This window comes from Cohaesibacter intestini, from assembly GCF_003324485.1.
Taxonomy (GTDB): Bacteria; Pseudomonadota; Alphaproteobacteria; order Rhizobiales; family Cohaesibacteraceae; genus Cohaesibacter; species Cohaesibacter intestini.
This window is the reverse complement of sequence record NZ_QODK01000003.1, coordinates 592,282-604,309: the sequence shown is the minus strand read 5'-3', so window position 1 is coordinate 604,309 and position 12,028 is coordinate 592,282. Positions and strand designations below refer to the sequence as shown.

Annotated in this window: 15 protein-coding genes; 9 read left to right on the top strand and 6 right to left on the bottom strand. The window is 54.3% G+C overall.

Going from position 1 to position 12,028, the window contains the following annotated elements; genetic code table 11:
- Positions 1-281: 281 nt before the first annotated feature.
- Together msrB and DSD30_RS13405 are read left to right on the top strand one after the other, a co-directional pair.
- On the top strand, positions 282-677 hold the full coding sequence (gene msrB, locus DSD30_RS13410; RefSeq protein ID WP_114010164.1) for a peptide-methionine (R)-S-oxide reductase MsrB: 396 nt from the start codon (positions 282-284) through the stop codon (positions 675-677).
- 182 nt (positions 678-859) lie between these two features.
- Positions 860-1,390 carry a DUF3592 domain-containing protein gene (locus tag DSD30_RS13405; protein WP_157967707.1) on the top strand — a complete coding sequence of 177 codons (531 nt, stop codon included), beginning with the start codon at positions 860-862 and terminating at the stop codon, positions 1,388-1,390.
- A gap of 228 nt (positions 1,391-1,618) precedes the next feature.
- On the opposite strand, the gene DSD30_RS13400 is transcribed toward DSD30_RS13405, so the two are convergent.
- Entirely contained in the window at positions 1,619-1,954 is a 336-nt protein-coding gene (locus DSD30_RS13400; RefSeq protein WP_114010162.1) for a 5-carboxymethyl-2-hydroxymuconate Delta-isomerase, read from the bottom strand.
- A gap of 94 nt (positions 1,955-2,048) precedes the next feature.
- On the opposite strand from DSD30_RS13400, the gene DSD30_RS13395 reads away from it, so the two are divergent.
- Both DSD30_RS13395 and DSD30_RS13390 read left to right on the top strand, forming a co-directional pair.
- Entirely contained in the window at positions 2,049-2,558 is a 510-nt protein-coding gene (locus DSD30_RS13395; RefSeq protein WP_114010161.1) for a GNAT family N-acetyltransferase, read from the top strand.
- A gap of 93 nt (positions 2,559-2,651) precedes the next feature.
- Positions 2,652-4,772 (top strand): S9 family peptidase, encoded by a 2,121-nt coding sequence (locus DSD30_RS13390; RefSeq protein WP_114010160.1) that lies wholly within the window; start codon positions 2,652-2,654, stop codon positions 4,770-4,772.
- A 67-nt stretch (positions 4,773-4,839) separates the two neighbouring features.
- Here DSD30_RS13390 and DSD30_RS21570 read toward each other — a convergent pair whose 3' ends face one another.
- The gene (locus DSD30_RS21570; RefSeq protein WP_157967706.1) at positions 4,840-5,430 is read right to left on the bottom strand and encodes a GNAT family N-acetyltransferase; all 591 of its coding nucleotides are present in this window, start codon (positions 5,428-5,430) and stop codon (positions 4,840-4,842) included.
- Between the two features lie 45 nt (positions 5,431-5,475).
- On the opposite strand from DSD30_RS21570, the gene DSD30_RS21565 reads away from it, so the two are divergent.
- The 3 genes from DSD30_RS21565 to DSD30_RS13375 all read left to right on the top strand — a co-directional run bounded on the left by DSD30_RS21565 (position 5,476) and on the right by DSD30_RS13375 (position 8,163).
- A complete protein-coding gene (locus DSD30_RS21565) occupies positions 5,476-6,231 on the top strand; it encodes a hypothetical protein (protein WP_157967705.1) in 756 nt (251 codons plus the stop codon).
- Positions 6,232-6,270: 39 nt separating this feature from the next.
- Positions 6,271-7,347 carry a glycosyltransferase family 4 protein gene (locus DSD30_RS13380; protein WP_114010158.1) on the top strand — a complete coding sequence of 359 codons (1,077 nt, stop codon included), beginning with the start codon at positions 6,271-6,273 and terminating at the stop codon, positions 7,345-7,347.
- 216 nt (positions 7,348-7,563) lie between these two features.
- On the top strand, positions 7,564-8,163 hold the full coding sequence (locus DSD30_RS13375; protein ID WP_114010157.1) for a superoxide dismutase: 600 nt from the start codon (positions 7,564-7,566) through the stop codon (positions 8,161-8,163).
- Between the two features lie 123 nt (positions 8,164-8,286).
- Here DSD30_RS13375 and DSD30_RS13370 read toward each other — a convergent pair whose 3' ends face one another.
- Positions 8,287-8,634: a hypothetical protein gene (locus DSD30_RS13370; protein ID WP_157967704.1), complete on the bottom strand. Its 348-nt coding sequence runs from the start codon at positions 8,632-8,634 to the stop codon at positions 8,287-8,289.
- Positions 8,635-8,928: 294 nt separating this feature from the next.
- Positions 8,929-9,783: a branched-chain amino acid aminotransferase gene (locus DSD30_RS13365; protein ID WP_114010155.1), complete on the bottom strand. Its 855-nt coding sequence runs from the start codon at positions 9,781-9,783 to the stop codon at positions 8,929-8,931.
- A gap of 157 nt (positions 9,784-9,940) precedes the next feature.
- Between DSD30_RS13365 and DSD30_RS21560 the strand changes: the two genes are divergently transcribed.
- Both DSD30_RS21560 and DSD30_RS13360 read left to right on the top strand, forming a co-directional pair.
- Positions 9,941-10,240, top strand: coding sequence for a hypothetical protein (locus DSD30_RS21560; protein ID WP_157967703.1), 300 nt, complete (start codon positions 9,941-9,943; stop codon positions 10,238-10,240).
- Positions 10,241-10,263: 23 nt separating this feature from the next.
- Entirely contained in the window at positions 10,264-10,935 is a 672-nt protein-coding gene (locus DSD30_RS13360) for a haloacid dehalogenase type II (protein WP_114010154.1), read from the top strand.
- On the opposite strand, the gene DSD30_RS13355 is transcribed toward DSD30_RS13360, so the two are convergent.
- Together DSD30_RS13355 and DSD30_RS13350 are read right to left on the bottom strand one after the other, a co-directional pair.
- On the bottom strand, positions 10,932-11,417 hold the full coding sequence (locus tag DSD30_RS13355) for a GNAT family N-acetyltransferase (protein WP_157967702.1): 486 nt from the start codon (positions 11,415-11,417) through the stop codon (positions 10,932-10,934). The two genes, DSD30_RS13360 and DSD30_RS13355, sit on opposite strands and share 4 nt — an antisense overlap.
- The gene (locus DSD30_RS13350) at positions 11,417-12,004 is read right to left on the bottom strand and encodes an LOG family protein (protein WP_114010152.1); all 588 of its coding nucleotides are present in this window, start codon (positions 12,002-12,004) and stop codon (positions 11,417-11,419) included. Before DSD30_RS13350 ends, DSD30_RS13355 begins: the two co-directional genes overlap by 1 nt.
- Positions 12,005-12,028 lie beyond the last annotated feature (24 nt).

Below are 12,028 nucleotides of genomic sequence, written 5' to 3'. Positions count from 1 at the left end.
ACCTTCCGTTTCGGAATTAAAGATCTTCTCCTTTTCTCCGATTCACTTCAATCCAACACCAAGTATATACACGTAATATCTGATATGTGAAAAAGCGTGAAACGACCTCTAGGTTATGCAGTGGTAGAATGGATCAGATACAAATAGGACCTGCGCAAAATCTGCCAGATTTCTCGCAAGTCCTGACAAGGATCCCGTATCGGTCCGGTAACAGATTGTATATTTGTCGTTTTTCGGTGAGTACAATATGCAGAAACGAAAAAAATGAGGGTGAGGAGATCATGAGCAAAATCGAAAAGAGCGATGCTGACTGGAAGTCCCTTTTGACGGACGAGCAGTATAGAATTACACGCCAGCATGGCACGGAGCGGGCCGGCACATCGCCGCTGAATGCTGAAAAGCGGGACGGGCATTATCATTGCGTAGCATGCGGCAATTTGCTCTTTCATTCGGGCACCAAATATGAGTCCGGCAGCGGTTGGCCGAGCTTTTATGCACCGGCGAATGCGGAAGCTGTCACCGAGCATGTCGACCGCAAGCTCTTCATGAAACGGACCGAAATACGCTGTGCCGATTGCGACAGCCATTTGGGCCATGTGTTCGACGACGGCCCCGCACCGACCGGTCTACGCTATTGCATGAACGGGGTGGCCCTGCAGTTCGAACCCGAGGCGTGAAGGCGCTCACCGCTTCTGCCATCCATCGGTCCTTCGGTCTTCGACGCAAGTTGTTACCGATCCTGAGCATCCGGCCTATTTGGCATTGCATTTCGCCTTGAGGCGGGTACAGTCGCGCCATCTGCACCCACGCTTTTTTCAGCGTGGGAATGGCGTTCGACTCGCACTTGCTGGACAGGAACATGACCCAAGACACTTCCCCTCGCCGCTCTTCTTCTCTTCTTGTCCTATTGCCCCTGCTGGCCATTATGTTTGGGGCCTTTGTCTATGCGGGACTTGGCTATATCGGCTATCAGGAAGCCCAGATCCCGGAAAACTGGAAGACGAGCAAGGGGCAGATTGTGGCAGTGAGTGTCGGCAGCATCGAAACCACAAAAGCAGACGGCTCCAAGATGGAAATGTTCCAGCCGCAGGTGCGCTATCGCTATGAGGTGGACGGTTCGTTCCTGATCGGGACTGAGCTGAGCCGTCATCATCCGGACCGCACCTTGAAAGGGGTTGCGGAAACGGAGATCGAGGATCTGGCACAAGGCTCCGAAGTGACCGTCTATTACAATCCTGAGGCACCTGCTGAGAGCGTATTGAGAAAGTCAGACACGATCGGGCCGTTGCAGGCCATTTCCGCAGGACTTGCAATTGGCTTGACGACCACGGCCATTTTCCTGATCACCCTGCTGCGACGGCGCGTTGCACGTCAGGCCAAATCGGCCTGAATGGCTGTCTGAATTTGCGCGGCATTGCGGGATCCGATCCACCGGCCGATCACTCTGGCTATCCAATCCCGATCAGTTGCCGAACCCTTGCAAAGCGGAAAGGTCATTCAGAGTGCCTCCCACTCCGCCAGCGATGCTGTCTCGGACACAGCGTCGCCAACACCGTCACCAGCCAAACGAGTGGAAACTGGATCTCGCCTTACTTCACCATGCCTCACACGCTGTGAGTCAGCTTTTTATATAGTTGGATTGGTCCATGTCGATGGCCTCGACACTAAGCGAAACCGTGTCAGGCACCAGCCCTTTCAACGCATTGAACAGATCCTGAATCATCGCCTGTTTCTGCGCATCGGTGCGTCCGGCAAACAATTTTGCATCGATATGAATGAAGGGCTGATCTGTATTGGCAGTCAAAAAGTGTTCCACCGGCAGGGCGCGCACCTTGATAGCAGCGGGATTGAACAAACCGGTCTTGTCGGCTGTGTCCCAGACAAGTTGAACCATTTTTGCGATATCAACTTTTTCTTCAATCGGCTTGGCGTAAGAAATTACCATATGCGGCATCGGATTGCTCCTCCTTGCGGCTTGTCCCTGAGGCTCTTATAGCTAGCATTTATACCTGACTTTTCAATACAGACTTTTCAGCAAAGCGAATTTGATGACACCGATCCCAGAAATCGAGACCGCTCGTTTACGGCTACGTCCCATGATGATCTCGGATTGGCCAGACTATTCTGCCCTGATGCAGTCAAGCCGCGCCCAGTATATGGGAGGGCCGCATGATATAGCTGCAGCATGGGGCATGTTCTGCCATGATGTCGCCAACTGGCCGCTCTTTGGCCACGGAGCCCTGATGATCGAGGAGAAAGAAACCGGCCTGTGCGTCGGTCAGGTTGGCATCAATCATGGCCCGCTTTTTGCTGAAAAAGAATTGGGCTGGTTTGTCTATCCGCATGCAGAAGGTCGAGGCTATGCCTTTGAAGCCGCCTGCGCTTTCCGGGACTGGGCTTTCGCCTCTTTGGGGCTTCAAAGCCTTGTCAGCTACATGGACCCGGCCAATGACCGGTCCCGGCGCCTTGCAGAGCGAATGGGGGCCGTTCCCGACCCGGATGCAGCAAGACCAGAGCCACAGGACCTCGTCTATCGCCATTTGAACAAAAGCCCGTGAACAACAGATGCGCCGCAAGGCGGGCGCTTGCAGAATGTACTGCGAGACCTTACCTCTGGACTTCACGAATGGACCCGAAACAAAGAAAGCATAATGTCTCAGTTTTCCGCTTCTAAAGCCACCAAGGCCGCCTATCCGCTTGATGCTCCCCGCGCCGAGAAGCGCGCTTACAGCGTTACCCATCATGGCATCGAAATGACCGACGCCTATGCCTGGCTCAGGGCGGACAATTGGCAGGAGGTTATGCATCAGGGCCGAGAGGTCTTGCCCGACGCCATTGAATCCTACCTGGAGGCCGAAAACGCCTATACCAATCAGGAAATGGCTGACACGGAAACCCTGCAAAATGCCTTGTTCGAGGAGATGAAGGGGCGCATCAAGCAGGATGACAGCTCCGTTCCCTCCCCTGACGGTCCCTTTGCCTACAGCTCGCGCTTCATTGAAGGCGGGCAATATCCTCTGGTGGTTCGCACCCCGCGCGAAGGCGGCGACGAAGTGATCCTGTTCGATGGCAACAAGGAAGCGGAAGGGCATGCCTTTTTCCGGCTGGCGTCGACCGCTCACAGCCCGGATCATGCGCGCCTTGCCTGGGCAGTGGACACCAAGGGGTCAGAGTATTTCACCATCCGGGTGCGCAATCTGGCGACCGGTGAGGATTTGTCTGATCAGATCGAAGGCACCACTGGTGGAGCAATATGGAGTGCGGACAGCAGCCATTTCTATTATACATGGCTCGATGACAACCACCGCCCCTGCAAAGTGTTCCGCCACAAGATCGGCACAGCCCAAAGCGATGACGCACTGATCTATGAAGAGCAGGATCCCGGTTTCTTTGTCGGCATTGGCAAAAGCCAGTCGGGCAATCACATCATCATCGACTGCCATGACCATGAGACCAGTGAATGCTATTTGCTTGACGCACGGGACAATGAGGCCAAGGCCCGATTGATTGCCGCTCGCGAGTCTGGCATCGAATATAGCGTCGATGAGGGCATGGGGATCCTCTATATTCTCACCAATGCGGATGGAGCGGAGGACTTCAAGCTGGTCACCGCTGCGCCGACCCAGTCGGGCCGTGAGCATTGGCAAGACATGATTGCCCATGAGCCGGGCCGGTTGATCCTCAGCCATGAAATATTCAAGCGCCATTTGGTCTGGATGGAGCGGGCCAATGGCCTGCCCCGGATTCAGATCCGCAACATCGCCAACGGCGCGCAACATGCCATTGCCTTCGAGGAAGAGGCCTATGCGCTCGGGCTGGGAGGCTCGCTCGAGTTTGACACCGACGTGATCCGCTTCAGCTACAGCTCGATGACGACCCCTTCGCGTACCTATGATTATAACATGGCCAGCCGGTCGCGGACCCTGCGCAAGGAACAGGAGATCCCGTCAGGACATGATGCCTCACAGTATGTCACCCGTCGCCTGATGGCTGCCAGTCATGATGGTGTCGAGGTGCCAGTCACCCTGCTCTATCGCAAGGATACGCCGCTCGATGGTTCGGCTCCGTGCCTGTTATATGGCTACGGATCCTACGGCATTTCCATTCCGGCCAGTTTCTCGACCAATGCGCTCTCACTGGTGGATCGCGGTTTTGTCTATGCCATTGCGCATATTCGCGGAGGCAAGGAGAAGGGCTTTGCCTGGTACTCCAACGGCAAACGCGAGAAGAAACCAAACACCTTCAAGGACTTTATTGCTGCAGGGGAGTTCCTCGTCGAACAAGGATATACCGCGCGCGGCCGGATTGTGGCTGAAGGCGGATCGGCTGGCGGTATGCTGATGGGGGCGGTTGCCAATATGGCACCGGATCTTTTCTCTGGCATTCTGGCTTTGGTGCCGTTCGTCGATGTGCTCAACACGATGCTCGATGACACGCTGCCCCTCACTCCGCCAGAATGGCCAGAATGGGGCAATCCCATCGCTTCGGAAGAAGACTACCGCACGATCGCAGCCTACAGCCCCTATGACCAGGTCAGGGAACAGTCCTATCCGGCCATCCTGGCTGTTGGTGGATTGACCGATCCTCGGGTAACCTATTGGGAGCCTGCAAAATGGGTCGCCAAGCTGCGCGAAAAGCGACAGGACGACAATTTGCTGCTGCTGAAGATCAATATGGACAGCGGTCATGCGGGCGCGTCCGGGCGCTTTGATCGCCTGAAGGAAACGGCACTTGAATATGCCTTTGCTCTGAAGATCAGCGGCAAGCTCTGATGGCCCCCAAAAAACAAAAGCCGCCCCATGTTGGGCGGCTTTTTTATTTTGGCTTCAGCGATGGCGATCAACCAAAGCGTTGACTGGTCATGTTGACAACCTTCTTGGCAATGGTCTTGATCAGACCGCCCTGATTATAGGCTTGAAGCGCCAATGATCCCATCAGGCTTTCAGCCTGCGCCATATGCTTGAGCGGGGTTGGAGTTGCCCCAAAGCGTGCCTTGTAGGCTTCATCCCCGATGGTAAAGTCCGCACGACGGTCGCCTTGCTCGGCCCGAAATTCGAGCACATAGTCCATGGCCAGGATACCCGGCGACAATTTGGCATACCGCCCTTCCGTGATGCCTCCGAGAATGAAGTGGTAGCAATGGTTATGGATCAGGCCAAATTCCACTGCAACAACATCGCCCCCGGCACGCAGGATCGATGTTTGGGCCAGACCGATCCGGGCCCCTTCCTTGGCAACCTTCGAATAGAAGTCAAAGAAAGCATCCTGCTGGAACAGGTCGTCGTCATAGCGCGCGGATCGCTGCTCGCGCATCAGATCCATTGCCAGCTGAATTTCTATTGGGTCATCAAGCACTTCATAGGAAACTTCGCCGAACTCTTCCAACTTGCGTCGATTGCGCCGCAAGGTCTTACGAAAGCTTGAAGACATGATTGCCTTCTTCCAATCCTCATACGGGGCGAAAAGGTCGACGTCATGAGCGCAGCTTTCCATTACTCCAACGTCGCCTTCACCGAGCATCTGCTCTATGACCTCACAACTTTTCGAGACTTTCCGGAAAAAGATCAAATGAACCGGGCGCAGTTCATTGATAATCTTCTCTCGCAACCTGTCATCGGAAAGCAAATCGTCGCCAAGTTCCTTGACCGTGATCGCCGCATTATAGTCGCAAATCCCCAAATCTGCAGGCTCGATACAACTCAGTCCCACATAGGAACTGCGCACCAGCGGCAGCACAGATTTCAAGCTGCCATTGTTTGGGTCACGAACCGTTATGATGACGGGATCAACGCCGCATTTGGGAATGAGATTCTGATACATCAGATGCAGCCACAACGGATGCTGGAACACCGTTGCGTTGCTTGTCTCATACAAGGTCTGAAATTCTTCGCTCAGAAAATCAAATGCATCAAGATATTCTATTTTAAAACAATGCCTGTTGGGCACGACATATCTCCCCACGTCCGTCGCCTGAGCCACCATCTGGTGTCTGCCCAAAAGTTAGGCGAAAAACCTTCAGATTGTGTTTCCGAATGTTTCCCTCCTGCGGATCGCAAGAAAGAAAGGGCTTTAGGGTTAACGAAAGCCAAACGGCCTTGGGGAAAAGAGAATATGGCAGCTGATACTCCATACTGGCTTGTTCATGCTCGTGAGACGCCTGGGCACCACAGACTGTGTTGCAGCATTTGTGCAAACCTGCCATATCAGGCCATTGTCGGAACTTCAGTGTGATTCGCCTTCTGTGGGCGCGTTCTTCAGGTTGTTAGCGTTATGCATAAAGATGTCATGGCCAATGAACAGGCAGCCCACCGTCCGAGCCTACTGTTTTTTGCGCCGGACCGTGCGGACGCCGCTCTCGCCGAGGCGGCCTACATGCTGTATCTCGATGAGTTGCTGGACGCACAGCAGTTTGACATCACGATTATAGCTCCCAATGGCTCACGGTTGGCAGACAGGGCACGAGCCGAGGGGTTAACGTTGCATCCCCTGTCTGACTTTGCCCGCAAGCTGCTGATGCGCACGCCCCAATTGTGGCCGATCCTGACTGCTATGCGGCGCTGGCGCTATGATATAGCGCTGACTCATGAGGGCTATGCCTGTCGCGGTCTTGGGGTGATTGCCCGCAAGGTGGTCGGCATTTGCCACGATGATCAGGTTGAGCGCTTCAGCGCAGCCAACCAGATCATTGTCCTGAATTCCGGCATTGCCGACCTTGCGAAAGACCTGATCGAGGATGGTCCGCCGATTGAAGTTCTGCCCTATCCCTATGAATGCCGGTTTGATAGCGTCAAAACCTTGCCCGACGAGCAGACCCCGCTGCGCATCGGCACCTCCGCTCCTTTCCTTGAGGGGGACGGGCTTGGGGTTTTCATTCACATGGCGCAATTGCTCAAGCAGAGCCATCCGGAGATCCACTTTGTCGTTGCTGGCAATGGACCGACCGAGCATGACATGAAGGAACTGGCGGATCATATCGCCCCCTTCATCGAGTTTGTCGGAGTGGCATCGAGCTATGAGTTGGCCAACAGCATCGATCTTTTTTGTCTGACCTCAAGGGATACTGCCTACTCGCTTGACTTGTGCAGTATGATGGATGCGGGTCTTGCCTGTGTTGCCACCTGCACCAATGGTGCGATGGATATTCTCAAAGGTGGCATGGTGGCGCCTTTGGTGCCAATTGATGATGCTTTTATGTTGGCGGTACAACTTCAGGAGTTGCTTGACGATCGGGCGCATATCTACCGCATCAAGAAGGCATGCTATGAGAGAATCCGCGAAGAGGATTTTTCACGTGCTCATTTTTCCTATCGATTGCAGAATCTGCTGCTTTCGCGCTCTGGGCGATGAGTGCCTTGAAGGCACGACCGCAGCCATTTTGATGCCACATCTCAAAAGAGACGCAATAATTGCTCTATCTCTTTCTTTTCAATTGTGAATTTTTTAGCAGTTCGTCGAAGAATTGACCTTGCCCCCTTGTTCTCGGACCGCTTTGACCCTATTTTGACCTAAATCAAACAGCAAAACCTTCCCGGAGATGCTGGCTTTTCGACAAGGAGATATTCGATGGCTTTTGAACTTCCCGAACTTCCTTATTCCTATGACGCGCTCGGTGACTTCATGTCCGCTGAAACGCTCGAATTTCACCATGACAAGCATCACCTTGCCTATGTCACCAACGGCAACAACCTGCTGAAGGATTCCGGTCTGGAAGGCAAGAGCCTCGAAGAAGTCGTCAAGGAAAGCTACGGCAAAAATCCGGGCCTGTTCAACAATGCGGCTCAGCATTACAACCATATCCATTTTTGGAAATGGATGAAGCCGGTCGCCAAGGAAGCTGGTGTACCGGGCGCTCTGGCCGCAAAGATCGAATCTGATCTGGGTGGCATGGACAAGTTCCGCGCCGACTTCATCAATGCTGGTCTGACCCAGTTCGGTTCTGGCTGGTGCTGGTTAGCTCTGGTTGACGGCAAACTGGCTGTCACCAAGACCCCGAACGGCGAAAACCCGCTGGTGCATGGTGGCGTGCCGCTCTTGGGCTGTGACGTTTGGGAGCATTCCTATTACATCGACTACCGGAATGCGCGTCCGAAATATCTCGAAGCATGGTTCGACAATCTCATCAACTGGGACTATGTCGCCGAGCTTCTGGAAGCTGCTTCCTAAGGGAAAAAGCACCTGTCTCTGACTGACGACCTCAGAAACAGGAAAACCCCGTCTCTTCAAGAGGCGGGGTTTCTTTTTGTCTTGTTCTACTTCGCCTGCTGCACCTCAGCCAATTTCGCTCTCTCAGAGCCCGCGCCGGCAGGGTTTGATGGCGTGGAAGTCATAAAATTCGGTGCGCTTCCAATAAAGCCAATTCTCACAATCCTGACGGCTCTTGAAACAGCCGATTGCATTGAAATATTCCCGGCGCGGCCCCCAGTCAAACATCGTGTCTCGCTCGCGCGAGCCTACATGGCGCCCCCACCAGACCCGCGAGGCTCCGATTTGCTTGGCCAGCGCGAAGCACTTTTCCGGTTTGGGATTGGGGCGCTGGGCAGCGAGCGATGGCAAGGAGAGCATGACCATCGGTCCGGCTATGACCGAGAGCGTGATTGCCAATGAGAGAAACGCATAAAGACTCTTTCTCGCCAAAATCAAGCTCCTGAGATTAGAGATCCGGGGATGGACCTCTTCAATATTCTGTCTTCGTGATCCTGACTTGACCGACAGGCATGCCACAATGGGCGTGGTGCAGACTGCAAGGATCAGAAACCTGTCAAGAATGGCAGTCCATTCCTGACGCTCACTGGATATCTAGATCAGCAAAATGTCAAAAGCTGGGCAATAGCCCAACTGGATGTTAACGGATGCAATAACTCCAAGAACAAAAAAAGGAGAGCAATGCTCCCCTTTGTGAATGCCCAATTTTCACGCTCCATTGGCCCTCTATTTGTGGGCATAGTCCCAATAGAGCGCACGCGCACGTTCGGCGATGGGGCCGATACCAAGCTCACGATCACAGAATGTGTGGATCGGGGTGACCTTGGAATAGTTCCCCGTCGAGAACATTTCGTCAGCCTCAAGGCAATCCTGCGGCTTCAGGGTACATTCGACCACGGTTTCGCCGGCTTCCCGAAGCAGCTTGATGACACGCTGGCGGGTGATGCCATTGAGGAATGTCCCATTCGGGATCGGGGTCTTGACGATGCCGTCCTTGACGATGAAGACGTTGGCGGTGGCCAGTTCAGCCACATTGCCCAACATGTCGCAAACAAGCGCATTGTCAAATCCATTGGCAATGGCTTCGTTGAGACAGCGAGCATTGTTGGGATAGAGGCAGGCTGCCTTGGCGTTGACCGGCATGGTTTCAATTGTCGGGCGACGGAATGAGGTGGTGCCGACACTGATGCTGCCAGTCTTGTTCAGGGGGGCATCGAACAGCGTCAGGCAAAAGTCGATTTCATCAGGATGGGCGGCGATGACACCATTGCCCTGCCCAACGGCCCAATAGGTCGGGCGCACATAGATGGCAGAGCCTGCGTCGAATTTGGCCGCGCCTTCCTTGGTCAGCTCCATCATTTCACCAACCTGCATGGTCGGATTCATACCAAGAGCCGAGGCCGAATCGTTGGTGCGACCACAATGAAGGTCGAGATCAGGCATCACACCGTCAAACACGCGGGCGCCGTCAAAAACCGTCGAGCCAAGCCAGAAGGCGTGGGCCCGAGGGCCCATCAGTGGCGGATTGCCTTCATGCCATTCCCCTTTGTACCAGGTCCAGGTTTTTGAAAATTCCGTCATCGTCTTTCCCTCAGTTGTTGTCCCATGCCTTGTCTGGTTCGCGCATACAGGTACTTTCCCGGCCTTTGACCCTTCACGGGAGCCGGCCTGATCCTTTGCATTGCGATGTGTCCGGGGTGCCTTTCGGCAGGCATGGCAGGATATTTTTCAGATCTGAATGGAAACCAAACTGGGCGCAGAGGTCAAGACATTCCTGTCTATTGATGAAATAAGGTGCAAATCATTCTCTCTTCTGTTGAAAGAGCAAAGAAAGCGCAAGAAACCTTCTCAAACTACGCACTTTTACCCCACCATCTCGCCTATGGGGTGCCTACGACCCTTTGCCCCCTTGAAATATGGTCAACCATGGGCAACTCTGCCTTTCCGCTCCGGCCCTGTTATTTGCGGCGCCGAGGCAACAAGTCAAAATGGCTTTCGGCCTGAAGGCAAAGCCAACCTGAATAAAAAAAGAACCTGACGATAAAAAAGGGGGAGAGAGACATGGCGGGACAGGATCCATGCTCCATTTTCGTATTTGACGCCTATGGGACCTTGTTTGATGTTCATTCTGCCGTGCGCCGCCATGGCGATCGTCTCGGTCCAGACGCACAGGCATTTTCCGATCTGTGGCGACTAAAGCAACTGGAATATAGCTGGATCTATGCCCTGATGGAGCGTTATGTCGACTTTTGGGCTCTGACCGAGCGCGCACTCGACTTTACTTTTAGCAAATATCCCGAAGTTGACCGTGCTGTGCGCGGCGATTTGTTGGCGGCCTATGAGGAGCTGGATGCCTATGAAGAAGTGCGCACCATTCTTGAGCAGCTGAAGGGAAGCGGGAAAGAACTGGCGATTCTGTCCAATGGCTCACCCGCCATGCTGTCGTCGGCAGTGGAGCGCAATGGTCTTGGCGACCTGTTTGATCATGTCCTGTCGGTCGATGGCATTCGCACCTTCAAGACAAAGCCGGCGACCTACGATCTGGTGACCACTGCCTTTCGCTGTTTCCCCAGTGCGGTGTCTTTCCAGTCTTCAAACCGCTGGGACATTGCCGGGGCGAGCGCCTATGGCTTCCAGACGGTCTGGATCAACAGGACCGGCCAACCAGATGAGTATCGCGACTTCTCACCCTTGGCGCAGCTGAAGGATCTGACAGGGCTTCTGAATCTTTAAAGCGCCTTGCCCAACACCCAGAATTCCGAGCCGTTCTTGTCGAATGGCTCGATCTTCTGATAGCCGCTGGTCCGGTGCAGGTCCGGCTCTCCAGTGGCGATGAACAGCTCTTCGAAGCCATAGTCACGGGCGATGGCCTCGACCTTCTCGACCAGATCGAGGGCCAGAGACGAGCCTTTCAGATCAGGGGCAACCGAGATGCCTGAAATCCAAGGTCCAAGATCGTCAAAGGCTTCGGTATCGGTCTGGACCAGAGCCGCGAGCCCGACAATCTGCCCTTCCTTCTCCCCGTCTGCCCGGTAAGCGACAATCGCATCTTCCTGCTCACCATCAAGCGCCAGCTTGCGGAAGGCAGCCAAGCGCATTTCATAGCCCTCTATGCTGTCATCACCGCTCAAATCCGCATGAAAGGCGGCGCATGGTGCGGCAAGGTCTGGCAGTTCGGACAGGCGAATGAAGTCGAGAGTCTGGAGACCAGTCATCAGGTCAGGCTTTCCTTGGTGATCCATTTGCCGACATTCTGAGGGGCTTGATAGCCCTCCATGCGATCGAGCAATGCGGTCACCTGTTCCTCAACAATCAGCATATCGCGGTGGCCTTGCTTGACAAAGGCTTCGGCCACCATGTTGTCGAAGAACTTGATGAGATGGTCATAATATCCATCGACATTGAGCAACGCAGATGGCTTGCCGTGCCAACCGAGCATGCCCCATGTCCAGACCTCGAACATTTCGTCCATGGTCCCTGCCCCACCGGGGAGCGAGACAAAACCATCGGACAGTTCGACCATCATGGCTTTACGGGTATGCATACTGTCGACAATATGCAGCTCGGTGAGGCCTTTGTGGTCGACTTCCTTGCGCATCAAGGCATCGGGCAGGACCCCAATCACTTCGCCACCCGCTTCCAATGCGGCATCGGCGACGACGCCCATCAGACCAACCGAGGAGCCGCCATAAACGACGCGGTAACCTCTGCGCACGATTTCCTTCGATAGGGTGATGGCAGCTTGTTCAAATTCCTTCTTGCGGCCCCAACTGGCGCCGCAAAAAATGCAGATGCTCTTCATGGCAAGTCTCTTGTCTGTTCTGTT

What these genes read in the sequence shown, in the direction of transcription:
- DSD30_RS13350 (WP_114010152.1), bottom strand. Translation starts at nt 12,004, where the DNA reads ATGAAGAGCATCTGCATTTTTTGCGGCGCCAGTTGGGGCCGCAAGAAG.
- DSD30_RS21565 (WP_157967705.1), top strand. Translation starts at nt 5,476, where the DNA reads ATGAGCGCAGCTTTCCATTACTCCAACGTCGCCTTCACCGAGCATCTG.
- DSD30_RS21570 (WP_157967706.1), bottom strand. Translation starts at nt 5,430, where the DNA reads ATGTCTTCAAGCTTTCGTAAGACCTTGCGGCGCAATCGACGCAAGTTG.
- DSD30_RS13390 (WP_114010160.1), top strand. Translation starts at nt 2,652, where the DNA reads ATGTCTCAGTTTTCCGCTTCTAAAGCCACCAAGGCCGCCTATCCGCTT.
- DSD30_RS13360 (WP_114010154.1), top strand. Translation starts at nt 10,264, where the DNA reads ATGGCGGGACAGGATCCATGCTCCATTTTCGTATTTGACGCCTATGGG.
- DSD30_RS13365 (WP_114010155.1), bottom strand. Translation starts at nt 9,783, where the DNA reads ATGACGGAATTTTCAAAAACCTGGACCTGGTACAAAGGGGAATGGCAT.
- DSD30_RS13395 (WP_114010161.1), top strand. Translation starts at nt 2,049, where the DNA reads ATGACACCGATCCCAGAAATCGAGACCGCTCGTTTACGGCTACGTCCC.
- DSD30_RS13405 (WP_157967707.1), top strand. Translation starts at nt 860, where the DNA reads ATGACCCAAGACACTTCCCCTCGCCGCTCTTCTTCTCTTCTTGTCCTA.
- DSD30_RS13400 (WP_114010162.1), bottom strand. Translation starts at nt 1,954, where the DNA reads ATGCCGCATATGGTAATTTCTTACGCCAAGCCGATTGAAGAAAAAGTT.
- DSD30_RS21560 (WP_157967703.1), top strand. Translation starts at nt 9,941, where the DNA reads ATGGAAACCAAACTGGGCGCAGAGGTCAAGACATTCCTGTCTATTGAT.
- DSD30_RS13375 (WP_114010157.1), top strand. Translation starts at nt 7,564, where the DNA reads ATGGCTTTTGAACTTCCCGAACTTCCTTATTCCTATGACGCGCTCGGT.
- DSD30_RS13355 (WP_157967702.1), bottom strand. Translation starts at nt 11,417, where the DNA reads ATGACTGGTCTCCAGACTCTCGACTTCATTCGCCTGTCCGAACTGCCA.
- DSD30_RS13380 (WP_114010158.1), top strand. Translation starts at nt 6,271, where the DNA reads ATGCATAAAGATGTCATGGCCAATGAACAGGCAGCCCACCGTCCGAGC.
- msrB (WP_114010164.1), top strand. Translation starts at nt 282, where the DNA reads ATGAGCAAAATCGAAAAGAGCGATGCTGACTGGAAGTCCCTTTTGACG.